Genomic DNA, 22,100 nt, shown 5'->3' with positions numbered 1-22,100 from the left:
TGATGATTCTCCGTAAAATGCTGGTTTGTTTTTATGTCTATGTGCTTACCAACTTTAGAGTGTAAGTTGGTAAAATTAGCTCATATACCCCAAGTTTTTCAGGGGGTTGAGTCATGACACCACAAACCCTCCAACCATCGAAAGTTGGTAAAACCGAAAAACAAGAACGTCAATCGCCTAACTTTCGCAAATATTCCGAGGTCAGGACTAGGGAGCATTTGTTACCAGAAGAAGTCTCTGCGATGCGGTCAGCTATCAAAAAATCCAAGGGTCGCGACGCTCACCGAGATTCAACCATAATTTTGCTTTGCTACCGTCACGGATTGCGAGTGGCAGAGGTGGCATCTTTGCGATGGGAGCAAATAGATTGGAATGGTGGCACAATTTACGTGAAGCGAGTCAAAAAAGGTACACCCTCGGTTCAACCCCTTTCCGGTTTGGAGATTCGCTCTCTCCGTCAGTTGCAACGAGATTATCCTGCTAGTCCCTATATTTTCCAGTCTTCTCGACTTGGCCCATTGGCACATGATACGATCGATCGCCGGCATTGTTGAGCGGGCTGGTAAATTAGCAGGTTTGCCTTTCCCTATTCATGCTCATATGCTGCGGCATGGAACAGGTTATTATCTGGCGAATCGAGGGATTGATACCCGAACAATTCAGAATTACTTGGGGCATAAAAATATTCAGCATACCGTTCGTTACACCGAACTTGCGTCTACCAAGTTTCAAGGTCTTTGGGATGATTGATGTTTAAGGCCCCTGCTTAATTGTTGCCCATCTCCCCCGAAAAAAATCGCTCTTGCGGAGTATTGGAAGTGTGCCGTTGGGTGCAATTCCACTGATTCAATCAATGCAAAATGAGGGAGTGCCGCTGGAGGAAATTATTGGTTTTATTAAAAGAGCGAAGGCTAAAAAATAAATTATTAGAGGATGAGATGATACTAACCGAATCTGAAATTAAACAAGTTTTAGAGCAAGTTCAAGCGGCTTTTCCCAACTTAACTAATTGGGAATATAACAATGAAAAAAATGATGAGTATTTTGGCTTCTCTGTTTGGGGAGAGTTTGTGATTAACACCGAAGAATTAATAATGCCCCGGCGGTTTTTCATTACACTTGACACTAATCATGAGGATAAATGGCAAGGATGTTTAACGATAGGGCAACCCAGCTATCTGTGGTCAAGTGCTGATGTGGGGGACGCTCATCTAGTAGATACAGAACCAAGTGATACTTTAGAAGAGGCAATTTCAGCACTCCAGGCGAAAATATCAGAACTGTTCCAAGCTTTCTTGGCAGGAAATTAGAAGGAATAAGCGATCATTGCACCCATAACTTAGAAGCAATTTCTTAGAATAATAGAGCGATGCCTGCGGCGGGCTGCGCCTACGCATACTACAAATTTCCTCTAAGAAAAATCACAGGGGATCGCGCTTATCTCGAACAAGTCTGCCTACATGAGGATTTACGCATAAAGATTCTCTGGAAAAATTAAGGGTAAAGTGTACTATTAACGCTGCCAATCATACATTAATCGTCCATGACGATCGCGCACAAGTTCCCATTCTCCATGACGATATGGTTGTCCGCGATAACGTACAGAGCGATAGCGTCGTCTATAATAATGTTGTCGATTCCTCTGGCGTTGATAATAATATTTTCCAGTCCGTTGCCGTCTATGATAACGTCGTCGAGTCCGTCGGTGAGCTAACAAAAGCTCTTCACTTTGCTCTCCAACTAATTTTGTCTGTGCATCAAGACTCTGTTCATTGAGAACATGATTGAGAGTAGTATCCTTGGCTTCAGCCAAAGCAGGTGGATAAATGAAGGCTAATAGCAGGAACACAATTGAGGATAGCTTTTAAAAACGGTTCACGTCTTTGCTTTTCCTAGACTATTGGTAATAATTTTATTTAATACTTAAGTTGAGCAGCTATATAGCTCAGAATTTACCAACTTGAGGGGAGCAAAAGTAATGAAAGTACCTAAATTTGAAACGCTTGCTAAATCGCTTGAATCGGGCAATGGAAGATTTGGCAGCAGTGGCAGAGTATTTACAGGGATAGCAATACAAATTCCTCAGTGGTATCTCTCATGCAGCCAACTCATAGCGATCGCTCTCTCATCGCCCCTTCATCTGAGAGGATGGTTATTGTTTGTGTAAATGGATACTTAAAATTTTCTTAGAGGAAACAAGCGATCGCTCCAGAAAGTCTATGTCTGGTGTAAGTAGTATCGAGCAAATTTTAAATAAATTCCAGTTCATCTATAAAAACAAATTCGCACTCAATTGGTGAGAGCCAAACATGACCAATTGTGTTATCGTACACTTCAGCTTCAACTGTAATCCCTGGTGCTAGATACTTACTACCTACAAAATCAGAATTTCTAAAATAAAAATCTCCACCCACTAATAGTTTAGCTGGCTTCAGTTTCCCCTCATTTTTAGCTTGGTAGTATGCAAGGTAAAGTTCTTCATTGGTGGGATGATGACGTACATACTTCATCACTGATTCCCAATTTTGGGGACTTAAACTTGATTTTAAACTGTCAGATAAATTTGTGTTTTCTTTCTTATTCTGTTGTAGTTCCAATTTCATTTTTTGGAAATAGAACTCTAAAGCTGACTTAGTACTAATTTTATGAGTTTTAGCAATTGTCATGATATGAGCAACAATCTCTAAGTCTTTAATCGGGTCGGAGTCCATCTTTAGCAATCCTAATTTTCAGATTCTACATCAGTTGATATTCATATATTTACAACAAACCTGCTGCACATTAACGCTTAATATCAATAAACAAGTAAAGTGTGGCGATGCCAAAGGTTTTTGCTTGCCTACGTACTCCTAAACCCGTTAACAGGTTTACTCGATTCAGTTTTGGGAGATAATCTACTGGTTTGTAACTCCCAGTGATGACCTTGGAACCCAATCAGCTAAACCTATTTCCAGACGTAAAACCCACAACAGCACCTAGAACAGAGGCGCTGGTGATGAGCGAAACAGTGCTGCTGAAGTGGAAAGCGCAAATCTTTGACTATCAGCAGGTAGTAAGGGAAAGTCAGCCACCACAACAGACGGCATTATTTGATCTAGCCCCGGCGCACTGCGACCCAGACCGGATTGATCCTTTGCAGTTGTCAGTGCGATCGCTCTCTTTTTGGAGAATGCCAGCAGATAGCCCCGGTGATGCGTGCCTGTACTTCATCGTTGACTCTGCGGCTAGTCTGATTTTGTATGTGGGGGAAACTTGCCGCTCTAACAAGCGCTGGAAAGGGATTCACGCCTGCAAGGATTACATAGCAAGCTATCAGGATTTACATTATCGCTATGGAATGAAGACTGCGGTCAATGCGGCGTTTTGGTGGGATACGCCTGTTGACCGACGCGCACGGCAAGAGTTGGAGTTGAACTTAATTTTGAAGTGGCGATCGCCGTTCAATAAAGAAAATTGGGAGCGCTGGGGGCAACCGTTTGGGTAGGGGGGCTTACTTTCCCCCAGAACTGAGGATGGGGGGCGATGTCTACGACGGGCTGCGCCTACGCATATCAAAGAACGTCTATCGCCTCAGTGAGTAGTGCGTGAGGTGGAAATCCTTCTCGTAATAGCTGGTGTTCATTCATGAAATCGTTGTCTAGGATTCCATAGCATTTAGTCTTTTGGGCTATTTCTCTTACAAAATCATCGGTGAAGACTACTCCAAAATAAGCACTACCTTTAAATCGCTCACCTATCCAAGTTGGATCAATTAATTCTCCATCATTATTTACTAGCCAAGCATGGGATACAGCTATATCAATATCCTCACTAATAGCAAATCCTTCACAGTAGTTTAGGTTTGGATACCTCAACAATCCTTTTAAGCAGTTTTCAAAGCAAGCTTTACGTTCACCTTTAAATGGTGATTTAACCTGAGTTACAAAAGGTTTACCATAATCCAAAACTAGCCTTTGTGTACTTTTGTATTGAAAGTTAGAACGTGTGTTAAGTTGATCAATCAAGTCTGCTTGTTCTTTTAATATTGCTAGCAGTCGGTCTAAGTTACTGCTCATTATTTAAATACTTCCTTGCTAGTTCTTTTTCAAGTTGTGGATTTCGGTGTTCGATGATTTGTATGAGGCTGACTAGCCGATTGAACCAGTATTCACGAATCGCATCAATTTCTAAACAGGCATAGTTTATTGATAATTTTTCATCTGAGTTAGTTGATGTAGCTCCAGATGCTGCTGCAATATTCGCTTTTTTCATTTCCCCAGCACAAAGCGCATACTCAGCTTCTATCGTCTTCTGAAATTCTTCAGCAATATTTAGCTGTTCTGGGATCATGTAACTCTGATTTTTAAATACTTCACTTGTCGCTTCTTTATTACTCATAAAATTAAAATTTTTGTATATATAAAACTATTAGTTTTTGACCTAATTATAAATATAAATTATCCTTATTTCCATTTTATACCTATTATTTTAGTCAAAAAATCATTCTATTCTATAGGCTTTAGCCAACCAATAAATTTTTCATAATGAAATTGCTTATCTTCACAGTTAGCAATTCTAACAAAATTTTCTTGATGATAAGGAAAAGAGAATGAGCCAAAATATCCTTCTTTTATCGAACCATCTTCTAATAATACAAAATAAGTTCCATTATCTTCTGGTAGCCCTTCAATTAGTTCAAACTTTAATATTTTATTTGGCATTTTAATTTCCCTTAAACGAATCGCTAAAATCCTTTTTGTTCTAACTGTCTGAGTTTTTCTAACTTCCGATTTAGGAGTGAAGCATCAGTTTCTGGTTCACCATTGTCATCAGTTTCGCGTTCCTCGTCCAGCCATTCCAACAGTTCGGCTTTTGGACGAAATGACATTATAGGGCGCTTCTGGTTGTAATTTTCTTGAGCTTGGTAAAGTGCATCACGATTGGCTTCATTCCATCGCTGCTGAGAAGATTTTTCTTTTTCATTATCAGTAATTTCTGGCATTATCTCAATTTTGAGATAGCCTCCTTTACTCTTAAATTGCCAATTATTGTTGTAATGATCGAAGTGTTTTTTAGCTCCTTTTTCTGTTTTCCATCGCTTGCACAAATGGAAACTTTTATTTATAAAAGCATATTCAAGATTAGAATCAAATGTGTATAGCCACCCCAAAGGCTTATCTTCTTTGGTATAGCAACGGTATCCGTAGTACATATAAGGTTAAATCACAGACCTAAGCTTTTCTTCAGTAACTTTGATAAAAGTACTTCTCTCACAGCTAACTTAATCTCATCTACTGTTTTACCAATTGGGTTATAGTCTGGTGGTAATTCAAAAAAATCAGATGCCCAATAGCTGTTTTTGGTTTCTCGCTCGTACTTTTCTACTTCTTTATATGAACCAATACAAATTTTCTCTTCTGTAAAGTACAGTCTGACTTGACCTTCTGCGTTTGGTTCAAACATAAAAGTTAACCTCAATTAATGAAATACCTGAATCTTTAGCTAATAGGTTCGTGTTCGCTGACATATTTTTTGATAATTTGCTCAATTTCTGACTCCATAGCATCCATGTGACCATCAACATCAGCATACCAGCCATATTGATTGAGTACTTTAATAGCAGCATTTACTGCTGATGCCGCAGCTTTATCACGTCTACCTTCAGGTGATGCTATGTATGCCTTATATTCTTCTTCTTTTTGTTGCTTACGTTGTTTTGCTTTCTCTATGACAGCTTGAGCTTTTTCTGTGGTACACAAATAAGTTCCCTCGCCCAAAGCACCTACTTCTCTTCCATTTCGGTTGTAGCGAGTGCCATTTTTGAGAGTAATTGTACCACTAGATGAAATATGTATAACTTCTTCAATTACGGCTTTAGCGCCACGCTTGTCATCGTAAAAAAATACTCCGATTTTATCCCCTGGTTTTAGTTCTAATGTGTTCATTTTTATTCTACTAAATTTGATTAAGTGATTTAAAAATTAATCTCTCAATAAAATTCTCACTTATTAATAATTAATATTGGCTCTTTTTCTAAGAGAGTAAGCAAATTTTATCGCTTCGTCAATATTGTCAAATTCTTTCTCTCCAATAAAAGTTTTCCAGTCCAACATAAAGTTAATGACTCCACCTTTCATGCCAGGATAAAAAGTTACAGTTACCGAATGCTCTCCTTGGGTTTTGTTAAGTGGTTCAAGAAGCTTAAAAAGCTCATCCATTTTGGTCATCACGACATCAAATTTAATTCCAACAGTGCTTCAGTTTGCGTTAATAACCTGCCGGAGTACGGCGATCGCCAACATACCCCTGGCTGCTTTGTGTTTTCTTCCTTACACCATCCGGCATCACGTAGCTTTTTTGCTTCAGCGTCACGTTGAATAATCCGTGCCATAATTTCTCTGGCCTGTGCAAGCGTATCCACCCGCCGCAGCTTAGTCTTTTGACTGCTGCTTACTTGAAACGGAGTTGCCCCGCTTCTATCTTCAATCAACCACCCTTTAGTAGTGTTACTCCGTCCAGGTAATCCGTTGGAATAGTAAGTATTGCGGACATAAAACCTACCATCAGGAGTAAGATATTCACCTGCCTCAATACGTTGCAGCTTCATGATGGTTTTAATGGTGATAGCCAGAATGTGTAATCGCTTACTCTTCTATTGTACATAGTTTACTATGAATTTACAATCTGTGCATTTAGCTAACTGATAGCTGCCAACACATTTTCGCTAGCCCAAGGCTTCCTTTTATCCTATTGATGATCTGGTACGCCATCGCAGCCCTTTAATTAAGGCGTTCTGCAATAATCTCTATGATTTTTGCTATTTCTTCGAGGCTGGCATCCTCTGAAGGGATAACCGATATCAAAGATAGAGAATAGCGATTCAGCACTGTCTTTGCATGATATGGAAGAGTAGCATAAGTGCATCTATTTAGTTCGGTCTTAACTTCTAGTCCGCTCAAAACTAATTTATTACTGAAAAAATCGACAATTGCTTTTAACCTTTGTTTGCCATCAATAACTTTGTATGTATGATATGACTTTTCATAGATAACAATTGGCATTACAGGAAAATTAATAATAAAAGATTCAATTAACTGGGATTTTTTAACATCATCCCAATCCACAGCAGATTGACTATAATTATCAATCCTCATGTAATTAGGATTAGACCTAATTTTTTCAACTAAGGCTGGTAACTTTATCCTGTCAATTTCTTGAATTAGTCTGTCTTGAGCAGATTCATATTTGCCATTAATTTCATCGTCTGTCATCATGATGATTCTTTCCCACCCATTACTAAAACTGGCTCAATCCAAACTAGTTTTCTTTGCTGTCTGCCTTCTCCGTAAGGTTGATTACGTAAAAAGCCTCTGCGCCAATGGACACTCTTAGTACCATGTGTACCGCTACTGCCTTCACTGCTTTGCGTCCCTTCACGTTTGAGTTTATATCCAAGTCCTAGCCAAAGTGGTTGATAAAAATCTTGGGCTTGCGCTTTGCCAAAACCTCTATTCACTCTGACTAGTTCGCTTGTTGAATCTACAAGTTCCGGGCGACACTCCATTATCAAAATTAATCGCAAGAAAATTGATTGTAGATATTGATTAAAATCTGTAACTACTTGGGGATTGAAATCTTGAGTATCAGTATATGTAAATTTTTTGAAATTATCGCTAATTTTCAATCTGCGGCAGAAAACGGTATCCCTATCTATTGCAGCCCAATAAAGTAAGTCATCAGATGTATCACAATGCCAAAAAATTGTATCAATACTACGTTTTTCTGGGGAAAGAACTACACCCTTGGGCAACATAAAAAATCCTGTTTTCATTGCCCACTGCAAATTTTCAACTTCAATATCTAAATTTGATTGCATCAATGCGCTTAATAAATCATTATTTACCCAATAAGCAGGGCATTTGGCTTGCCCTACTTTAAAAAGCGTGTAGAGGGTAATATACCTTGAATCCTTGGGGTTAGTTCTTAGTTGGCGCAGTAGCTTTTGTTCCTCCGAAGAGTAATAAAATTCTGCAACAATACCGCACATCTTTTCATAGCTTTCGTAACCGTCTACATGAACAACGGGACGAATAACAATTTCATTAAACCAACCTCTAGGTTTTTTACTCATGCAGCACGCCTTGAAAACTCTTCACGATGCCATTGTAGTGAATCAAGTCTAGGATAATACTGTTCCTGGGCTGGAAGGATAATGCGATCGCCCCTAAATTCTCGCATCGGTCTAGCGTTGGGTGAATCTTCCCGCAGGTTGTCAGAGACGATGATAGTGTAATCATCGTTGATAGTAAACCAGAAGCGGTCAAATGCCCAGTGATGATTTTTGCATAGTGACAGCCCGTTATCAATGCGGTCATCGTAGAACTGGGAAAATGGTTTGATGTGTGAGCCATCAACGATGTTCTGACCGAGTGAATCGAGTATCTGTAACCCGCAAAAGGCGCAAGTGTGGTTGTAAGTTGAGACAACGATTTTACGGAACGCCCCATCTCGCACAATTACAGCTTGCTCATCTTCTAATTCCTCTGGTTGGTAAACCTTACCGCCGGAGCGTTGCAACTGGTCTTGTAGTTCAGCAAAGGCGTTGACTTGCAATAATGACTCGATATCCTGTGTACGCTCGTTAAACCAGGAATTAATTAGTGTGTGGGTTAGTACAGTGCGATCGCTCTCTTTTTGCAGGAGTGACCAGAGTTCATCATCGAGGTAAGCATACTCTACAGTTTGCCTAATAGTACTGGGAGTTCTGATTTTCACCTTGGCAGCAATCAATGATTCAAACCCCAGTTTCATCTCAAAATACCAGAAACCGTCACTGGTGAGGTGGTAAAAAGGTAAACCTATATCCGGCTTGCGTACTGGCTCCAGGTGGCTCCACAGTTTGAGAAATGTGGCGATGAGTTCAGCAGATAGAGGAATTTGGTTTCTCACTATTTGCCCAGTAGTTATCATTTCAATGATAGATAAAAGCAAAATCGGTTTATTGGGCGCACCAGGGCTAACATTTAAGCCTAGCTTTCCAACAACATACTTGGGAGAAAATTTCTTAACGTAGTAAGCTAAATCTTTGGCCATTCGCAGTTATGAGAGAATATCGCTGTACACGTAACGCATTATACTCACACGACTGCATAGGTCGAGATGACCTTAGAGAACGCCAGGGTCATTACATCTGGGCAATCAACGAAGAGGCTGCTTGGCAGGAAATGGCACGGCGGTATCCAGAAGAAACCGAGGCGGGGTTTAGTGTGGAGGAGTGGGAAAGTTTTGACGTTAAGGTGGTGGAAGTGAGGCGGGATGAAAATGGGGATATTATTGATTGATGGAAACTCTGAATTGGATTGAAAAATCTGCATGGGCAGACGGTGAATGGCAAAAAGAACCTGACAGAATGGAATGGGTTTATCTGGGATTCCCTTGTTTAATAGTCAGACAAAATGAAGGTACTTTCTCTGGGTACGTGGCTATTAATAAAACTCATCCTTATTATGGTAAGGATATGGATGATAATGAATTAAAGTTCATTCGGGTTCATGGAAAAATTACATTTTCTGGAGGAACTGACCAAAGTGAAGACCCCAGAGCAGTTTGTCATAAATTATTACCAAAAACCGCTAATGATTGGTGGATAGGATTTGATTGTATGCACAGTGAAGATGTTATCCCAATTATGGTTAATTTTTTTAACTTTAGAGATAGCACCTATAAAAACATCGAATACGTGAAAAACCAAGTTGAAAGTTTAGCAGAGCAATTAAATAACTTAAAAACAGAATAGATGATGTTATCAGGTAGTACAGTTCTCAAACATGAGAGCAAGGTAACAAGCTATAAAATCTCCTTACTACGTGTCGAAAATGAATAAGTCACTAAATGCCGCTCAAAGTGAACTACAAGTTATGGAATTTTTTGCAGCAGCCCTCCAAGATAAACTGTTGTTAGACCGACTGATGGAAGCAATGGGTGCGAAAGATAACGCTGCAATCATAACTATGGCTGTTGAACGTGGCTATAACTTCTCTCAAGAATCATTGCGCCAGGGGCTAACAAGGATATTCCATTTGATTTCTTCAAGCCGCACACTTGTGACTTCCAGTCATGAGTTAGGCGCTCTATTTTAAGTATCAATTTCTGTTAAAATTAAAGGGTATTAAAAGGATTCAAGAAATTGTCATCCATTCAAAAATGACTCTTCTCAAACAGAGTGCGATGGTATGGTTCACATCTGTCACACCGTACTAACTAATCACAGCATTGAGCATCAACCGATGTTTGGGGTTTTGACTCAACATCATCAACACATTGAGCCGCATTTCTGGATTGATTTACCAAGTGGAGAACGCATCAATTATCGAGCTAATATGTGGCTTAAAGGAGATGGTATTCCTCACGGAATCTTTCATCCTCAAGACTTTCCAGATGTCACCTACACTGGTGAACCTATCAGGGTAAGCGCATCTCAAACCCTATTGACACGGTAGTTTTGGGGTTCACCCAAAGCACAAATAAGTTCAAAATTACTACACTGAGCCAAGGGGTGGGATTGACATTTTCGTCTTTATGTGGTTAAAAAACATAAAAAGCTATTTGACCCATGTTTTTTCAATCATTTACGACAATTCGTCCTATTTTGAATGAAAAATTGATATTCAGATAAAGTTTTAAGTTTTTTGTCTGTATCAAGAGCTACAAAATTAGATGCGCTTACCCTGGTGAACCTATAGAGTTAGATGTGTTGTCACCAACACTATTTGAAATCCTGACTCTTGAGTTTGATTGGGAAAAGTTTCAGCAATATGAAACACCTGACGCTTAATTTTGCTCAGGTTCTACCGTTATGATATATTGACCATACGCACGACCATTCTCCCATTCCCTAGCATCAACTATATAATAAGTGTTATCAAGCTGGAAGACTGACATTCTTTTATTTATTCTGGTCGCTACTTGGCTTGCAACATTGACAAGTTCTTTAAAATTTTCAGATGCCATTTATAATTCCAATTCAATCTTGATAAATTGTTAGTTTTTTGGATTAATTATGAAAAAGGTAAATCACAAAATATACTTAATATTTTTTCATCTACAGGTTATTTATTAAACTACAAGATTCTTACAAAATAGCTTGATATAAACTAACTATAATAAAATTGAAGAACATCCATATTTTAACTATTAATGATTAGCTCATTACGGCTGCTAAATTTTAAAGCATTTGAAAATCAATTAGTTGAATTCAAATCGCTTACCCTACTCTCTGGTTACAATAACACTGCTAAATCCTCTGTGTTGCAAGCACTATCACTGCTGCATCAATCTTACCAGCAAAATTTACTACAAAACACTGGCTTATTGCTCAATGGAAACTTGGTAAATATTGGCACAGCAAAGGACGCTTTGTATGAAAATTCCAAACAAGACTATGTAGGATTTGAGCTTATTTTAAAAAACGAAACTAAAGGAATATGGCACTTTAACTACAACTCATTAGAGAGAGAAGCTGATGTTTTAGAGATTGGATTCAAATCTGTTGATGCCGATATTTATCAGTCAAGCATTTTCAGTAAAGAATTTCATCACCTTCAATCAGAACGTGCAACAACTGTATCAGGAATCTTAAATTACCAAAGGCGAGAACTTAAACAAATTGGTGCGCTTGGCGAATATACAGCACATTTTCTCTATACATACGGTAATCAACCAATCCCCATCACCGAACTCGCTCACCCGGAAGCCAAATCAATGAATTTGCTAGACCAAGTTGAGGCGTGGATGGGAGAAATAAGTTCTGGTCTACGCATCCAAGTTGACGTATATCTAGATATGGATTTGGTTAATTTACAATTTAGTGACCCTATTGGATACGGCATTACCTACGTTTTACCAATTATCGTGGCAATCCTCGCCTCCAGTCCGGGTGCGTTAATTCTGATTGAACACCCAGAAACCGGACTCCACCCCCAAGCACAAACAAAGCTGGGTAAGCTGTTAGCATTAGCTGCTAACTGTGGCGTTCAAGTGGTGGTAGAAACTCATAGCGACCAGATTTTAAACGGCATTCGTCTTGCTGTGCTTGGTGATAAAATTGAGCCGGAGGATGTGCAATTACATTACTTTCAACGTCAAGAAAACCAAGGTCAAGCTTTTATTAAAGTTGTGTCACCACGCATTAATAAAGACGGCAGAATTGACCGATGGCCTGATGGGTTCTTCGATGAATGGGAAAACATTTTAATGGTTTTGCTAGAGCCTGCGAAATCATAAATCGATTCTGTTGCAAGCTGCATAGGCTAGCAAGCACCGCAGGCATCGCTTCCGGCAAGTCCTACGCTCATCGCCCCATCTTATGACCAAAATTGACAAATGCGAACATATCAACTCAGCTTACAAAACTGGTCACAAGAAAGCTACATCAAAGCCTATAGATTTGCCGCACACGCACATCAAGGTCAAAAAGTGCCAGGGTCAAATATACCTTACATCATGCACTTGAGTTTTGTAAGCATGGAAATCATTGCAGCTCTAAGTGTCGAAATAGAACATGATGGCAACCTTGCTATTCAATGTGCCATTTTGCATGACACCATTGAAGATACTGATACCACTTTTGAGCAAATAAAAACTGAATTTGGTGAATCAGTAGCTAATGGTGTACTGGCATTGACCAAAGATGAAAGTTTAGCAAAACATCTCCAAATGTCAGACAGTTTGCGAAGGATAAAAGAGCAACCACGAGAAATATGGATGGTGAAATTAGCAGATAGAATCAGCAATCTCCAAGCACCTCCACATTATTGGAATCAAGACAAAATTATTCGATATCGAGAAGAAGGTATTCAGATTTATGAAGATTTGCACGATGCCAGCCCGTTTCTAGCATCCCGCTTGGCTACTAAAATTGAAGATTATAAGGCGTTCATCAAGTAAATACCTACATTAGAGGAGGCGATCGCCGTGTGTTGGGCAGTTCCACCATGTAATTTATTACACTTCCAACTCTCGTAGCAATGCCTCATTTATCCTTTGTGCCTCTTCCCCACTAGTTTCTACTACATCAAAAGCTTCTTTGACTGCTGCTTGAACTCTAGGCGGCAGTGCTTCAAATTTCTCGTTGTTGAGTATGGGAATGCGGCAACCAATGTAGGGCATAAAATCAATGAATGGCTGCATTCCCGATTTAATCAAAAGTTTTGATAACAAAGTAATGGGATGGTAGGGTTTATCGTTGTCTGAAGTGCTGTTAATTTCGGATGCAAAATAACCACACAGCCAACTGAGGCTATCAATGTCTTTTTTTAAAGCTGCAACCGTACCATTTAACACTTGCTGGTTGAGCTTAACAGGCAGATTGTCAAAAATTTGGTCTAATGCTTCTGGCTGTTGCTGTTGGCAATAACGCACCGCAGATTCAACAATTTTATCGATTTTTGTAGGTTGGCGTTGCCCAAATCCTTTGCCAGACATGGTAGTTGGTGTATTGAATACAGGGATTTTAGCAGGATTTTGGGTTGTGACGGTGGCGATGTCCGGTGGGAGTCTGCTGGGTATGTGTCAACATGAATACAACATTTAAATTGCAAATCCTACCGTCTGGCAGGGTTTATTCTTTTATTGAATCGCTGATAAAGCTTGTTTCACTAACGCTTTGAACGTAGCATGAAAATAAAACAGTTAAACAATCGCTATCAAGTTATTCAGGTACTGGGTGCTGGTGGGTTTGGTGAAACCTTCCTCGCAGAAGATACTCATATACCTTCTCGCCGTCGCTGCGTGATTAAGCAACTCAAACCCATCGCCAACGACCCACAAACCTACCAAATAATCCAACAGCGATTTGAGAGAGAAGCTGCAACTTTAGAGTATTTAGGTGAACATAGTGACCAAATCCCCAAACTTTATGCTTACTTTTTAGAGAATGGGCAGTTTTACCTCGTGCAAGAATGGATTCAAGGCCAAACCTTGAGGAATCTTGTGGAAACCAAAGGATATCAAAGTGAAACTGCTGTTCGGGAAATTCTTGTCAGTCTGTTATCAGTTTTGGATTATGTACACAGTAAAGGGATTATTCATCGGGATATTAAGCCAGATAACATTATTCTCCGTTCCCGTGATTTGAAGCCATTCTTGATTGATTTTGGCGCAGTTAAGGAAACAATCCGTTCAGTAGTGGGTTTTCCAGGTAATCCTACACGATCTATAATAATTGGTACACCTGGGTATATGCCCAGTGAACAAGGTGTTGGTAGGCCAGTATACGCCAGTGATATTTACAGCTTAGGATTAACAGCAATTTATCTGTTAACTGGCAAAAACCCCGAAGAACTGCAAACCAATCCCCAAACAGGAGAAATTCTCTGGCAGCAACACGCGCCTTATGTTTCCTCTGATTTAGCTAGTGTCCTAAGTCAGGCGATTAAACCGCAGGCTAGCGATCGCTTCAACACTGCTAGCAAAATGTTATGTGCTTTGCAATCTCTCAGTTCTATTCTTTCAACATCTTCTAACCAGTCAACTCAATCTGCTATTCCTTTGTCTCCTGTTGCAGGACAAACTCAGCCCTTATCTTCTTCCCAGAAATCTACTTTTATCCCTGCCTCTGGCGCAGATGGAAATTGGCAAAAACCCGCTTTAATTTTTGGTGGTTTGATTGTAGGTATTTTGATTGGTGGGACAGTGATTGCTAATATTACTCACCAGTCACAACCTGAAACAACTATTGCTACATCACCTGCACCTGGGACTACACCAGAATCTAACGCTATAAATCCGTCACCTACATCTATTGCTCCTACTAGCGAACCCAAAGATACGCCTGTTGCTTCCCAGCCTTCCCCAGAGCAGCCAATCACTTCTATTTCTTCCTCACCTCCAGTAGCTTATACACCAGAAGCACAATCGCAACCCACACAAGAAAAACCCGCTTCTTTACCACAGTCAAAGCAGGAAAATCAACAAAAAGTCACAACTAATACTAGCAATGACAATATTCTTGGATTGCCCACAGATATAGAGTTGAGTCCATCTTTGCCAAGTGTTTCTGAATCAACAAAACCTGAGACTGTGGTTTCGCCACAAGAAAGTCCTTCTATCCAACCAACTATTCACAGGGGGTATTGCACATTTATTGCTATTAGTAAGAGTGAAAATATTGTCGATGATCCTTGCTCAATTAATGACTATAAAAATGGGAATTACAAACTTATATGGTCGAATGGTAAAGAATCATACATCACTTCTAATTCAGGTGTATTAGTTGATAACGCTCCAGCCTCAATTATTCAAAGCGGAGCTAATCACATGACCCTACAATGGACTCAAGGAAAGATTGGATTATGCTGGAATTGTACCCCTTGACTTTAATAAATTATTTGCATCTATATTTTCCTTTCCTTTTGTAATACCCTACTCCTCTATAACCTTCACAAATAGGCTTTGTGTAACTTTTGAACTGAGCGGCTGGTAGTATGCAAGCTGGTATGCCCCAAAGTCTGCTGTACCAATTACACAGGTGCGCCCTGGTCTAAACTATGTCTAGCGTAGGCGTAGCCCGCCTTCGGCATCGCTCGTTTTCAGTTTCTTAGAGGAAACCCTTAACACCTAAAATACTGCTATGTGTAATTGTTGCACTCGCCCTGCTAGGTAATCTACCTCGTGTTTAAAACTGGGTAAATGGATGAGGTCTGGTTTGGGGCCTTGCCGTCCTGCACTAGTCGGTTCTACCAATACTACTTGGTCATCATCCCCGGTGGTGGGGGTCATGACTTCTTTCGCAAATTCATAAGCCACCCCCAACACTTGAGCAGTATTGCGGTAGTTGAGTTTAAAAATAGTTGTGCGTCCCTGTGCCTGGATGCCTACGCTCTTAAAGCTAAATTTCTTAGTGCGTTGTTCACCGTAGAGGTTTTGGGCATCGTCGTAGAGGATAAGTAGAGAATTGGTTTCAGGGTTGACCATTTGAGCAATCAACTTTAACCACTCTGGTTTAAAGTCGTGGCCTTCATCTAGCATCACAGCGCCATACGTGCCAGCCGGTATCAACTGGGCATCGACGGCGGTAATTACTCGGTTAACCAGTTCGTCTACATAAGCTTCCCCTTTGTATTCTCTAGAGTCGGGTCTGGGAATGTTGTATTTTTTGAGTAAATCCATGCACTAGCCATGAAAGTGTCGTACTTTAATGCGACTAATTTTGTTTGGGTCTTCTTGAACAACCTGCCTGAGTTTGGCGGCTAGAGAAACGTTGAAACACAGTACCAAAATTGGTTTATTACTGACTTGAGCAAGGTGCTGACAACGGTAGGCTAAAATCATGGTTTTTCCTGAACCCGCTACACCATGAATTACTCGATGTCCATCACCTAGACTGCGGGCTAACTGTTCCTGTTGCAAGTCCATAATTTTCAGAATGTCGGGGATTTGCAACTGCGACGATTCTTCTTCAGTGGCCGCGGTGTCTGATTCAAATTTGGTATTAATCCGCACACCTGGGAAAAGATGCCAACGGATTCTATCTATTTGACTACTGGTTAAGGTCTTGCCAAATTGATATGCCGATAAATCCCAAAGTCGTTGCTGAAATTCCCCTGCATCTGTGCTAGGTAGCATTTCATCTTTGCAGATAACTAAGTGTGACTCAAACACTGTGGGTAGTTCACTTTGCTCAAAATCCTTGCGGGTGATGTTGGTGAACACGACCCCATAACCGTAAGGAATGACCAGCTTACCTTGATAGTTACCTTCTTGCTGCACCAGAGCAGGGTCTTTTTCTAACATTTTGTTGACTGCTAGGGCATAATCTCTTGCCTGTTGTAGTGGGTGTTTAACTTCCTTTATTCCATCTTCAGTAAGCAGTGTGACTGTGGAGGGGTTAATACTTTGAATAGTGTTTAACTTCCAGTCTTTCACCTCAAGGATGAACAAGCCCCGGCTAGGGTACAACACTATAAAATCTGGATGTAACTGCTTTTTACCTACTGGCACATCGTACCAAAGTAAATAATCACTTTCTAATTTTTCCTCTAAGCGCTGCGCTAACCTCCTTTCGCCAGGGGTCATCCGCATTGAGCAGCTATTGAATGAGGGAATTAGTGTGGCCATAGCAAGTATGATTTGGGGTTTCCTCTAAGAATGGGGGCGATCGCATACAGGACTAAGAGCGATCGCTGTACTGTTATCTCTTCTATCTCCCATTTCAAGGATTTGTAAACACATCAACTGTGTGTCCAGCGATTTGTTCTGCAAAAATAAGTTCAGAACATTGTGAACGCAAAGTTTTCCAAAGAATTGCTTCTTCATAGTTTTCAAGTTCTGTTGGAATATAATCCAATAGTGTTTTAGAGCAAACTATTATTAAGCGTTTTTTAGCTCTTGAAAATGCAATATTTGATCGGTTTAGACTAAGAATAAACTCCACATTTTTACTAATTGCTGATTGATTACTTGCTGTTGCAGAGACAATGACATTATCACGTTCACCACCCTGAACTTTTTCGACAGTATCAATAACATCTACAGCCTTTCCGTAATCAGTTTCCAATTCTGTTTTTAGCAATGATCTTTGAGCGCGATGTGGCGTGAGAATTGCAGTAGAATTATCAGGAAGTTCTCCTCCTGCATCAAGAATCTGTTTGATTATTTCTACTTCAATTTGATTACTACGTTTTGATTCACGTTCAGAATGCAAAACAAGATAAAGTCCTTTCGTTCCTTGTAAAAGCTGTTCCCAAGTTCCTGCAATCTCTTTCTCTTCTATATTTTGATCTTTTTCTTTGCCTTTTAGTTGAATATCATCTTTTTGATATACAGGTTCAATTAGTTTACGAATTTCATAAGGTAGACGAAAAGTATTATCTAAAGGAGAACGTAAAATTGCTTCATCAGCTACTGGAGTTTCTGAATTTTCTTTTAAATTTTGAATTGCTTGGTAGGCACTGACATAGGGTTGGTAAAATACAACAGGAGGACGATCTTCATTTTCCCAGTCATGGGTAACAATAGGAGCAAGTTGCCGGTGATCTCCTGCTAACATAATTTCACCATCATTTCTAACTAATGTAGCTAAAGCCAGAAAGTGAGGAAATACCATCATACTTGCTTCATCAACAATTAGAGTAGTTGTTTGAAAACGTTGAGGATATTTATTAGTAAACGTCGGTTTACTATTTAATTCATCTACCATTTTCAAAATTGCACTGGTTGTACCACCGATAACTAATACATTATTAGATACCATTTGAGTAACTTTTCTAACACAAGATTTAGAGGAAAAGTCTTGTATAGTTCCACCTGTAACCTCAATTTCTGAAGAATGTACTTTACTCAACTGAATAGCTGGGGTGGTAAGTCCAGATTTAGCGGTGTGCTGGTTTAAAATAGGTAAAAGACTATCTAAACGTAATAGTAAATTATCCACCGCCGTATGGGTATGAGCCGTAATAATAACAATATCACCAGCAGAACAACGTGCCATAATTCTCAGAAAAGTTGCGATCGCAGTTGTTTCTGTTTTCCCAGTTCCTGGTGGGCCTTGCAAAAGTTGAATTCTTGTATTTAGTCCATTGATATTAAATTCACCTAAATTTCCGTTTATGGAGATTTCTCGTCCATAAGCTTTTTGTCCAACTGACAATTTTTTTAACTCTTCAACAAAGTCATTCCAATCAGTTGGTTGATTTGAATTTGAATTTTGACTAACTTGAGTTAAGTTAAGTAACCCCATTTTTTGAAGTGAAGTTTCCCATTCTTTCTCTCTTCTGTAACCTTCTTCCTTTAAAATTGGGTCTAAAGAAGTAGCAAAAATTAACTCCGAAAAGGGAACTTGTTTAGCAATTGATATATCATTTGCTTTATATTAACTACACCTATGCTTATGCGCTCTCCGTAAAAACTCGGAAATTTTTTGAATTAACAAGATTTTAAGCAGTTTCGTCCAACTGAAAAGGCATAGAATGCGATAACTTCTCTACGAGACGCTCTTGCGTTCGTTAAGCTGCGCGATCGCCCCCTTCGCTTCAGTTCTCTTGGAATTTAACAATCATAAATTATGTATGCGTGCGTGCGTTCGCTATAAAGGGCGGCTCCATGCGATCGCCCCATCGCCCCCTACAGCTGCTCCATCTTAATCCCCGCCACTTCCAACATCACCGTAGTAATTGGCACAAGTCGCCCCACAGTTGTGTAATAGCTACTCCCCACTGGCGTTGTTGTGGTACGCTCCCGAAACCGCCGCATGGTAATCAAAAACCATTCCCGCGTTTTGGGCATCGGTAGTCTGTACAGTTGGCGAGTATTGACAAAGTAATAAAACAGCCAGTCCGCCTCAGTGTACATGAAGCAGCCGGGGGTTCCACGTTCTAAATTGCTGTGGGTTTCAAAGAACAAGTTACGAGTTTTATTCCACCTATCGCCCTTAATCTCATTGAACCTCACACGACTCAAAGTCGCGTGATTCCTGTTTCAACGATCTCTGCCTGAAAAAATCCAGGACTTACAAGTTCTCCGCAGGCGTATATAGCATCCGGCGCACCGACGGCTGCTGTTAAAATTCTCAACCCCTCACTCAATATATTTAAACTTGCATTTGCGTCTCTCAAGTTGTAATTATTGCAAATAGGACAAGTCCATTCACGCAACTTTAAATCCTTAACTAGTGGATTGATAAAAACACAGCAGTTGCAAGTCTGAGATGAGGGATAAAACGTACCAACTTTTTGTACAATTCTGTTATGCCACAAAGCTTTGTATTCAAGCATAGTAACGAACTTAGACCAGCTAGCGTCTGAGATACTCAAAGCTAATTTGTGATTCTTTACCATGTTGCTAACTCGCAAATCCTCAATACAGATAATACTGTTTTCTTTGATTAAGCGAGTTGACAGTTTGTGCAAAAAGTCATCTCTCAAATTCGTAATCCGTTCGTAGATACGAGCCAGCTTGATTTTCGCTTTGACTCTGTTGCTACTACCTTTTACACTGCGGGATAGTTTTTTGTGTGCTTTACGTAACTTCCTTTTTTGAGTTCTGTAATACTTCGGGTTATCTACCGTCTCGCCATTGCTGGTAGTTAGATAAGACTTCAACCCTAAATCTAATCCAATATTCTCTGTTACCTGGGGATATTTTTCTATCTCTGTTTCACACAGAATACTAGCAATATATTTACCTCTGGAAGTGCGAGTTATGGTAACGTTTACAAGCTTCCCAGTAATGTCTTGGGATTTGTGGAACCTTACCCAACCTAACTTCGGTAGCTTTAAACGATTTTCTATTATCTGAATGTTGCCGTTAGTCAGGTTAGTTTTGTAAGACTGCTTGCACCCGTGTTTCTTTTTGAATTTAGGAAAACCTACCCCTTTCTTGCCTTTAACCTTCTTTAAGTCAGCAAAAAAGTTTTTGTATGCTGTTTCTAAATTCTTAAGTGAATTTTGTAAGGCAAACTTATCTACTTCTTTCAACCATTCAATTTCTTTCTTGAGTATAGTTAAGTGTTGACTGCAAGCATTATAATTTAAGGTTTTTCCCTCACTTGCATATAACTCTTTCTTTAGTGCCAAAAAGCGGTTGTACACATATCTCACACAGCCAATTGTCTTATTGATTAAGATTTCTTGGTTGTGTGTAGGTATGAGAATGACTTTAAACGCTTTTTGGATGGATGACAATTTATTAAATCCTCTGAAGACCCTTCCATTTTAACAGAAAATGATACTTAATATAGAGCGTATACATAACTCATGACTGGAAGTCACGAGTGTGCGGCTTGAAGAAATCAAATTAATATTCGGCTTTCAAACTTTAAACTTAGCTTAATTCTTAAAGTAGATGAGATAAATCATTAAAAATGCATATACTGCAATTATCAAGCAATGAATAAACGAAGCTCCTGGTTTTAGACCAACTAGGAGCTTTTTTATTTATTATCCATTTCAGTTATGGGGTATATCACCAGAAGTAACAGCATTCATCCTCAAGGCTATTAATAGTTGATTCTGTTGGTAGATTGAATGTCAATGTTTAGATTGCTATTGTTTATTTGTAGGTAAAAAACGTCTATCGAATTAAAACAATGAATATTCTTGCTTGGATTGTTTTAGGTCTAATTGCTGGTGCTATTGCAAAGGCTATCTACCCCGGTCATCAAGGCGGCGGAATCTTAGGAACAATCTTATTAGGAATTATTGGTGCTTTTGTTGGTGGTAGTTTGGGTATATTCTTCAGTACAGGAACGTTGACATTAGCCGCCCCCACACTCAGCATTCCTGGTATTGCAGTAGCGGTTCTTGGCGCAATTGTCGCTGTTTTCTTGTGGAATTTGCTAAATCGTCGCAGTGCAATCTAAGAAATTAAATTGGAATTAATTAATAGTAAATATCAGGGATTCATTTCACTATATTTTCTCCCTGAATTTAAATTATTTGAATAGCGCCTGCCTGTATTTAGGTGGGTGCTATTATCATAGCGATTGCTCTTGCGGGTAGGCATCACACTTATTCAATCACCAGATAGAGCCAGAGAGGGAAAATTAATGATAGCTTGAAATGATGGAACGCTCATCTCAACCCCCGAAGTGAATAACTCAGTATTAATCGCCCTGACCCTCACCGCGTCTATAGTTCTATCGCCAGTCAGCATTGCTGGTACTGCCCAAGGTTCAACCCATGCCATCAAAATGTCTTCATTTAACCTTAGTTCCCAAAAATGGCAAAACCGCGTGCTACTGGTGTTTGCACCGTCTGTTGATAACCGTACCTATCAGCAGCAGATGCAGCTATTGCAAGAGCAAAAAAGCGGTTTTACAGACCGGGATTTAATTCTCGTTCAGGTTTTGGCAACAGATAAAAGCTATGCCAACGGACAATTAATAGATGAGTCTTCTGCTGCTAAGTTGCGCGATCGCTTTGGGGTTGATCAAGAAAATTTCCGCATTATTTTGGTGGGCAAAGATGGTGGTGTTAAGCGCAGTGACACTACACCAGTCCAGGTGAGAGCAATTTTTGAGCAAATTGACGCTATGCCCATGCGCCAGCAAGAAATGCGCTCTTCGAGGTAGCGTTGGCAAGTTTCAACTTTTAGTGCCAGAAATTCGCCACTCACTCAAATCCTCT

The 22,100-nt window shown here is 39.7% G+C and carries 34 protein-coding genes; 14 read left to right on the top strand and 20 right to left on the bottom strand.

Annotated features, from left to right (window positions below):
• Positions 1-113: 113 nt before the first annotated feature.
• The 3 genes from HWQ36_RS19830 to HWQ36_RS19820 all read left to right on the top strand — a co-directional run bounded on the left by HWQ36_RS19830 (position 114) and on the right by HWQ36_RS19820 (position 1,310).
• Positions 114-554 carry a tyrosine-type recombinase/integrase gene (locus tag HWQ36_RS19830; protein WP_292705482.1) on the top strand — a complete coding sequence of 147 codons (441 nt, stop codon included), beginning with the start codon at positions 114-116 and terminating at the stop codon, positions 552-554.
• A complete protein-coding gene (locus HWQ36_RS19825) occupies positions 526-750 on the top strand; it encodes a tyrosine-type recombinase/integrase (protein WP_292705480.1) in 225 nt (74 codons plus the stop codon). The genes HWQ36_RS19830 and HWQ36_RS19825 overlap by 29 nt, the downstream gene beginning before the upstream one ends.
• A 188-nt stretch (positions 751-938) precedes the next feature.
• Positions 939-1,310, top strand: coding sequence for a hypothetical protein (locus tag HWQ36_RS19820; protein WP_292705478.1), 372 nt, complete (start codon positions 939-941; stop codon positions 1,308-1,310).
• Positions 1,311-1,513: 203 nt separating this feature from the next.
• Here the strand turns inward: HWQ36_RS19820 and HWQ36_RS19815 are convergent, their stop codons facing one another.
• A complete protein-coding gene (locus HWQ36_RS19815) occupies positions 1,514-1,849 on the bottom strand; it encodes a hypothetical protein (protein WP_292705476.1) in 336 nt (111 codons plus the stop codon).
• A 129-nt stretch (positions 1,850-1,978) separates the two neighbouring features.
• On the opposite strand from HWQ36_RS19815, the gene HWQ36_RS19810 reads away from it, so the two are divergent.
• The gene (locus HWQ36_RS19810; protein WP_292705474.1) at positions 1,979-2,167 is read left to right on the top strand and encodes a hypothetical protein; all 189 of its coding nucleotides are present in this window, start codon (positions 1,979-1,981) and stop codon (positions 2,165-2,167) included.
• An 82-nt stretch (positions 2,168-2,249) separates the two neighbouring features.
• Here the strand turns inward: HWQ36_RS19810 and HWQ36_RS19805 are convergent, their stop codons facing one another.
• Positions 2,250-2,711 (bottom strand): hypothetical protein, encoded by a 462-nt coding sequence (locus HWQ36_RS19805; RefSeq protein WP_292705472.1) that lies wholly within the window; start codon positions 2,709-2,711, stop codon positions 2,250-2,252.
• A 206-nt stretch (positions 2,712-2,917) separates the two neighbouring features.
• On the opposite strand from HWQ36_RS19805, the gene HWQ36_RS19800 reads away from it, so the two are divergent.
• A complete protein-coding gene (locus HWQ36_RS19800; RefSeq protein WP_292705470.1) occupies positions 2,918-3,484 on the top strand; it encodes a GIY-YIG nuclease family protein in 567 nt (188 codons plus the stop codon).
• 67 nt (positions 3,485-3,551) lie between these two features.
• Here HWQ36_RS19800 and HWQ36_RS19795 read toward each other — a convergent pair whose 3' ends face one another.
• The 11 genes from HWQ36_RS19795 to HWQ36_RS19745 all read right to left on the bottom strand — a co-directional run bounded on the left by HWQ36_RS19795 (position 3,552) and on the right by HWQ36_RS19745 (position 9,072).
• Positions 3,552-4,055, bottom strand: a complete 504-nt coding sequence (locus HWQ36_RS19795; protein WP_292705468.1) for a hypothetical protein — start codon at positions 4,053-4,055, stop codon at positions 3,552-3,554.
• A complete protein-coding gene (locus HWQ36_RS19790) occupies positions 4,045-4,377 on the bottom strand; it encodes a hypothetical protein (protein WP_292705466.1) in 333 nt (110 codons plus the stop codon). The genes HWQ36_RS19795 and HWQ36_RS19790 overlap by 11 nt, the downstream gene beginning before the upstream one ends.
• Before the next feature lie 107 nt (positions 4,378-4,484).
• Positions 4,485-4,700: a hypothetical protein gene (locus tag HWQ36_RS19785; protein ID WP_292705464.1), complete on the bottom strand. Its 216-nt coding sequence runs from the start codon at positions 4,698-4,700 to the stop codon at positions 4,485-4,487.
• Between the two features lie 23 nt (positions 4,701-4,723).
• Positions 4,724-5,191, bottom strand: a complete 468-nt coding sequence (locus HWQ36_RS19780; protein ID WP_292705462.1) for a hypothetical protein — start codon at positions 5,189-5,191, stop codon at positions 4,724-4,726.
• 11 nt (positions 5,192-5,202) lie between these two features.
• The gene (locus HWQ36_RS19775; RefSeq protein ID WP_292705460.1) at positions 5,203-5,442 is read right to left on the bottom strand and encodes a hypothetical protein; all 240 of its coding nucleotides are present in this window, start codon (positions 5,440-5,442) and stop codon (positions 5,203-5,205) included.
• A 35-nt stretch (positions 5,443-5,477) separates the two neighbouring features.
• Positions 5,478-5,924: a hypothetical protein gene (locus tag HWQ36_RS19770; protein WP_292705458.1), complete on the bottom strand. Its 447-nt coding sequence runs from the start codon at positions 5,922-5,924 to the stop codon at positions 5,478-5,480.
• Positions 5,925-5,987: 63 nt separating this feature from the next.
• Positions 5,988-6,209, bottom strand: a complete 222-nt coding sequence (locus HWQ36_RS19765) for a hypothetical protein (RefSeq protein ID WP_292705456.1) — start codon at positions 6,207-6,209, stop codon at positions 5,988-5,990.
• Complete coding sequence (locus HWQ36_RS19760; protein WP_292705454.1) at positions 6,206-6,586, bottom strand: hypothetical protein; 381 nt, start codon at positions 6,584-6,586, stop codon at positions 6,206-6,208. Before HWQ36_RS19760 ends, HWQ36_RS19765 begins: the two co-directional genes overlap by 4 nt.
• A 172-nt stretch (positions 6,587-6,758) precedes the next feature.
• The gene (locus HWQ36_RS19755; protein WP_292705453.1) at positions 6,759-7,253 is read right to left on the bottom strand and encodes a DUF262 domain-containing protein; all 495 of its coding nucleotides are present in this window, start codon (positions 7,251-7,253) and stop codon (positions 6,759-6,761) included.
• A complete protein-coding gene (locus HWQ36_RS19750; RefSeq protein WP_292705452.1) occupies positions 7,250-8,110 on the bottom strand; it encodes a hypothetical protein in 861 nt (286 codons plus the stop codon). The genes HWQ36_RS19755 and HWQ36_RS19750 overlap by 4 nt, the downstream gene beginning before the upstream one ends.
• Positions 8,107-9,072, bottom strand: a complete 966-nt coding sequence (locus HWQ36_RS19745) for an HNH endonuclease (protein WP_292705451.1) — start codon at positions 9,070-9,072, stop codon at positions 8,107-8,109. Before HWQ36_RS19745 ends, HWQ36_RS19750 begins: the two co-directional genes overlap by 4 nt.
• A gap of 8 nt (positions 9,073-9,080) precedes the next feature.
• Between HWQ36_RS19745 and HWQ36_RS19740 the strand changes: the two genes are divergently transcribed.
• The 4 genes from HWQ36_RS19740 to HWQ36_RS19725 all read left to right on the top strand — a co-directional run bounded on the left by HWQ36_RS19740 (position 9,081) and on the right by HWQ36_RS19725 (position 10,478).
• Positions 9,081-9,320 carry a hypothetical protein gene (locus HWQ36_RS19740; RefSeq protein WP_292705450.1) on the top strand — a complete coding sequence of 80 codons (240 nt, stop codon included), beginning with the start codon at positions 9,081-9,083 and terminating at the stop codon, positions 9,318-9,320.
• Positions 9,320-9,775 (top strand): hypothetical protein, encoded by a 456-nt coding sequence (locus HWQ36_RS19735; protein ID WP_292705449.1) that lies wholly within the window; start codon positions 9,320-9,322, stop codon positions 9,773-9,775. Before HWQ36_RS19740 ends, HWQ36_RS19735 begins: the two co-directional genes overlap by 1 nt.
• 79 nt (positions 9,776-9,854) lie before the next feature.
• Positions 9,855-10,118 (top strand): Nif11-like leader peptide family natural product precursor, encoded by a 264-nt coding sequence (locus HWQ36_RS19730; protein ID WP_292705448.1) that lies wholly within the window; start codon positions 9,855-9,857, stop codon positions 10,116-10,118.
• Positions 10,119-10,211: 93 nt separating this feature from the next.
• Positions 10,212-10,478 (top strand): hypothetical protein, encoded by a 267-nt coding sequence (locus HWQ36_RS19725; protein ID WP_292705447.1) that lies wholly within the window; start codon positions 10,212-10,214, stop codon positions 10,476-10,478.
• Between the two features lie 331 nt (positions 10,479-10,809).
• Here the strand turns inward: HWQ36_RS19725 and HWQ36_RS19720 are convergent, their stop codons facing one another.
• On the bottom strand, positions 10,810-10,989 hold the full coding sequence (locus tag HWQ36_RS19720; RefSeq protein ID WP_292705446.1) for a hypothetical protein: 180 nt from the start codon (positions 10,987-10,989) through the stop codon (positions 10,810-10,812).
• A gap of 186 nt (positions 10,990-11,175) precedes the next feature.
• Between HWQ36_RS19720 and HWQ36_RS19715 the strand changes: the two genes are divergently transcribed.
• Both HWQ36_RS19715 and HWQ36_RS19710 read left to right on the top strand, forming a co-directional pair.
• Positions 11,176-12,261 (top strand): DUF3696 domain-containing protein, encoded by a 1,086-nt coding sequence (locus HWQ36_RS19715; RefSeq protein WP_292705445.1) that lies wholly within the window; start codon positions 11,176-11,178, stop codon positions 12,259-12,261.
• A 99-nt stretch (positions 12,262-12,360) separates the two neighbouring features.
• Positions 12,361-12,924, top strand: a complete 564-nt coding sequence (locus tag HWQ36_RS19710) for an HD domain-containing protein (RefSeq protein WP_292705443.1) — start codon at positions 12,361-12,363, stop codon at positions 12,922-12,924.
• Positions 12,925-12,981: 57 nt separating this feature from the next.
• Here HWQ36_RS19710 and HWQ36_RS19705 read toward each other — a convergent pair whose 3' ends face one another.
• The gene (locus HWQ36_RS19705) at positions 12,982-13,461 is read right to left on the bottom strand and encodes a hypothetical protein (protein ID WP_292705441.1); all 480 of its coding nucleotides are present in this window, start codon (positions 13,459-13,461) and stop codon (positions 12,982-12,984) included.
• Between the two features lie 192 nt (positions 13,462-13,653).
• Between HWQ36_RS19705 and HWQ36_RS19700 the strand changes: the two genes are divergently transcribed.
• A complete protein-coding gene (locus HWQ36_RS19700; protein WP_292705439.1) occupies positions 13,654-15,351 on the top strand; it encodes a serine/threonine protein kinase in 1,698 nt (565 codons plus the stop codon).
• 243 nt (positions 15,352-15,594) lie between these two features.
• On the opposite strand, the gene HWQ36_RS19695 is transcribed toward HWQ36_RS19700, so the two are convergent.
• The 5 genes from HWQ36_RS19695 to tnpB form a co-directional block, all read right to left on the bottom strand.
• Positions 15,595-16,146: a hypothetical protein gene (locus HWQ36_RS19695; protein ID WP_292705437.1), complete on the bottom strand. Its 552-nt coding sequence runs from the start codon at positions 16,144-16,146 to the stop codon at positions 15,595-15,597.
• Between the two features lie 3 nt (positions 16,147-16,149).
• Positions 16,150-17,094 carry a nuclease-related domain-containing DEAD/DEAH box helicase gene (locus HWQ36_RS19690; protein WP_292705435.1) on the bottom strand — a complete coding sequence of 315 codons (945 nt, stop codon included), beginning with the start codon at positions 17,092-17,094 and terminating at the stop codon, positions 16,150-16,152.
• 94 nt (positions 17,095-17,188) lie between these two features.
• Positions 17,189-18,715, bottom strand: a complete 1,527-nt coding sequence (locus HWQ36_RS19685) for a DEAD/DEAH box helicase (protein WP_292705433.1) — start codon at positions 18,713-18,715, stop codon at positions 17,189-17,191.
• 383 nt (positions 18,716-19,098) lie between these two features.
• On the bottom strand, positions 19,099-19,434 hold the full coding sequence (locus HWQ36_RS19680; RefSeq protein ID WP_292705431.1) for a hypothetical protein: 336 nt from the start codon (positions 19,432-19,434) through the stop codon (positions 19,099-19,101).
• A complete protein-coding gene (gene tnpB / locus HWQ36_RS19675; RefSeq protein WP_292705429.1) occupies positions 19,431-20,657 on the bottom strand; it encodes an IS200/IS605 family element RNA-guided endonuclease TnpB in 1,227 nt (408 codons plus the stop codon). The genes HWQ36_RS19680 and tnpB overlap by 4 nt, the downstream gene beginning before the upstream one ends.
• 404 nt (positions 20,658-21,061) lie before the next feature.
• On the opposite strand from tnpB, the gene HWQ36_RS19670 reads away from it, so the two are divergent.
• Together HWQ36_RS19670 and HWQ36_RS19665 are read left to right on the top strand one after the other, a co-directional pair.
• Positions 21,062-21,334, top strand: a complete 273-nt coding sequence (locus HWQ36_RS19670; protein ID WP_179069685.1) for a GlsB/YeaQ/YmgE family stress response membrane protein — start codon at positions 21,062-21,064, stop codon at positions 21,332-21,334.
• Positions 21,335-21,562: 228 nt separating this feature from the next.
• Positions 21,563-22,045: a DUF4174 domain-containing protein gene (locus HWQ36_RS19665; protein ID WP_292705425.1), complete on the top strand. Its 483-nt coding sequence runs from the start codon at positions 21,563-21,565 to the stop codon at positions 22,043-22,045.
• The last annotated feature ends 55 nt before the right edge of the window (positions 22,046-22,100 follow it).

The organism is Nostoc sp. NMS2 (assembly GCF_017115105.1).
GTDB lineage: Bacteria > Cyanobacteriota > Cyanobacteriia > Cyanobacteriales > Nostocaceae > Nostoc.
Note: the sequence above shows the minus strand (reverse complement) of the source record. Positions and strands in the feature narration are given on the sequence as shown.

Excerpts from the sequence above, each read along its gene's own strand:
- HWQ36_RS19755 (WP_292705453.1), bottom strand. The coding sequence starts at position 7,253 with ATGATGACAGACGATGAAATTAATGGCAAATATGAATCTGCTCAAGAC.
- HWQ36_RS19825 (WP_292705480.1), top strand. The coding sequence starts at position 526 with ATGATACGATCGATCGCCGGCATTGTTGAGCGGGCTGGTAAATTAGCA.
- HWQ36_RS19735 (WP_292705449.1), top strand. The coding sequence starts at position 9,320 with ATGGAAACTCTGAATTGGATTGAAAAATCTGCATGGGCAGACGGTGAA.
- HWQ36_RS19760 (WP_292705454.1), bottom strand. The coding sequence starts at position 6,586 with ATGAAGCTGCAACGTATTGAGGCAGGTGAATATCTTACTCCTGATGGT.
- HWQ36_RS19750 (WP_292705452.1), bottom strand. The coding sequence starts at position 8,110 with ATGAGTAAAAAACCTAGAGGTTGGTTTAATGAAATTGTTATTCGTCCC.
- HWQ36_RS19810 (WP_292705474.1), top strand. The coding sequence starts at position 1,979 with ATGAAAGTACCTAAATTTGAAACGCTTGCTAAATCGCTTGAATCGGGC.
- HWQ36_RS19800 (WP_292705470.1), top strand. The coding sequence starts at position 2,918 with ATGACCTTGGAACCCAATCAGCTAAACCTATTTCCAGACGTAAAACCC.
- HWQ36_RS19795 (WP_292705468.1), bottom strand. The coding sequence starts at position 4,055 with ATGAGCAGTAACTTAGACCGACTGCTAGCAATATTAAAAGAACAAGCA.
- HWQ36_RS19695 (WP_292705437.1), bottom strand. The coding sequence starts at position 16,146 with ATGGATTTACTCAAAAAATACAACATTCCCAGACCCGACTCTAGAGAA.
- HWQ36_RS19780 (WP_292705462.1), bottom strand. The coding sequence starts at position 5,191 with ATGTACTACGGATACCGTTGCTATACCAAAGAAGATAAGCCTTTGGGG.
- HWQ36_RS19790 (WP_292705466.1), bottom strand. The coding sequence starts at position 4,377 with ATGAGTAATAAAGAAGCGACAAGTGAAGTATTTAAAAATCAGAGTTAC.
- HWQ36_RS19730 (WP_292705448.1), top strand. The coding sequence starts at position 9,855 with ATGAATAAGTCACTAAATGCCGCTCAAAGTGAACTACAAGTTATGGAA.
- HWQ36_RS19775 (WP_292705460.1), bottom strand. The coding sequence starts at position 5,442 with ATGTTTGAACCAAACGCAGAAGGTCAAGTCAGACTGTACTTTACAGAA.
- HWQ36_RS19725 (WP_292705447.1), top strand. The coding sequence starts at position 10,212 with ATGGTTCACATCTGTCACACCGTACTAACTAATCACAGCATTGAGCAT.
- HWQ36_RS19685 (WP_292705433.1), bottom strand. The coding sequence starts at position 18,715 with ATGGGGTTACTTAACTTAACTCAAGTTAGTCAAAATTCAAATTCAAAT.
- HWQ36_RS19830 (WP_292705482.1), top strand. The coding sequence starts at position 114 with ATGACACCACAAACCCTCCAACCATCGAAAGTTGGTAAAACCGAAAAA.
- HWQ36_RS19715 (WP_292705445.1), top strand. The coding sequence starts at position 11,176 with ATGATTAGCTCATTACGGCTGCTAAATTTTAAAGCATTTGAAAATCAA.
- HWQ36_RS19705 (WP_292705441.1), bottom strand. The coding sequence starts at position 13,461 with ATGTCTGGCAAAGGATTTGGGCAACGCCAACCTACAAAAATCGATAAA.
- HWQ36_RS19820 (WP_292705478.1), top strand. The coding sequence starts at position 939 with ATGATACTAACCGAATCTGAAATTAAACAAGTTTTAGAGCAAGTTCAA.
- HWQ36_RS19740 (WP_292705450.1), top strand. The coding sequence starts at position 9,081 with ATGAGAGAATATCGCTGTACACGTAACGCATTATACTCACACGACTGC.
- HWQ36_RS19720 (WP_292705446.1), bottom strand. The coding sequence starts at position 10,989 with ATGGCATCTGAAAATTTTAAAGAACTTGTCAATGTTGCAAGCCAAGTA.
- HWQ36_RS19785 (WP_292705464.1), bottom strand. The coding sequence starts at position 4,700 with ATGCCAAATAAAATATTAAAGTTTGAACTAATTGAAGGGCTACCAGAA.
- HWQ36_RS19670 (WP_179069685.1), top strand. The coding sequence starts at position 21,062 with ATGAATATTCTTGCTTGGATTGTTTTAGGTCTAATTGCTGGTGCTATT.
- HWQ36_RS19710 (WP_292705443.1), top strand. The coding sequence starts at position 12,361 with ATGCGAACATATCAACTCAGCTTACAAAACTGGTCACAAGAAAGCTAC.
- HWQ36_RS19770 (WP_292705458.1), bottom strand. The coding sequence starts at position 5,924 with ATGAACACATTAGAACTAAAACCAGGGGATAAAATCGGAGTATTTTTT.
- HWQ36_RS19745 (WP_292705451.1), bottom strand. The coding sequence starts at position 9,072 with ATGGCCAAAGATTTAGCTTACTACGTTAAGAAATTTTCTCCCAAGTAT.
- HWQ36_RS19805 (WP_292705472.1), bottom strand. The coding sequence starts at position 2,711 with ATGGACTCCGACCCGATTAAAGACTTAGAGATTGTTGCTCATATCATG.
- HWQ36_RS19690 (WP_292705435.1), bottom strand. The coding sequence starts at position 17,094 with ATGGCCACACTAATTCCCTCATTCAATAGCTGCTCAATGCGGATGACC.
- HWQ36_RS19700 (WP_292705439.1), top strand. The coding sequence starts at position 13,654 with ATGAAAATAAAACAGTTAAACAATCGCTATCAAGTTATTCAGGTACTG.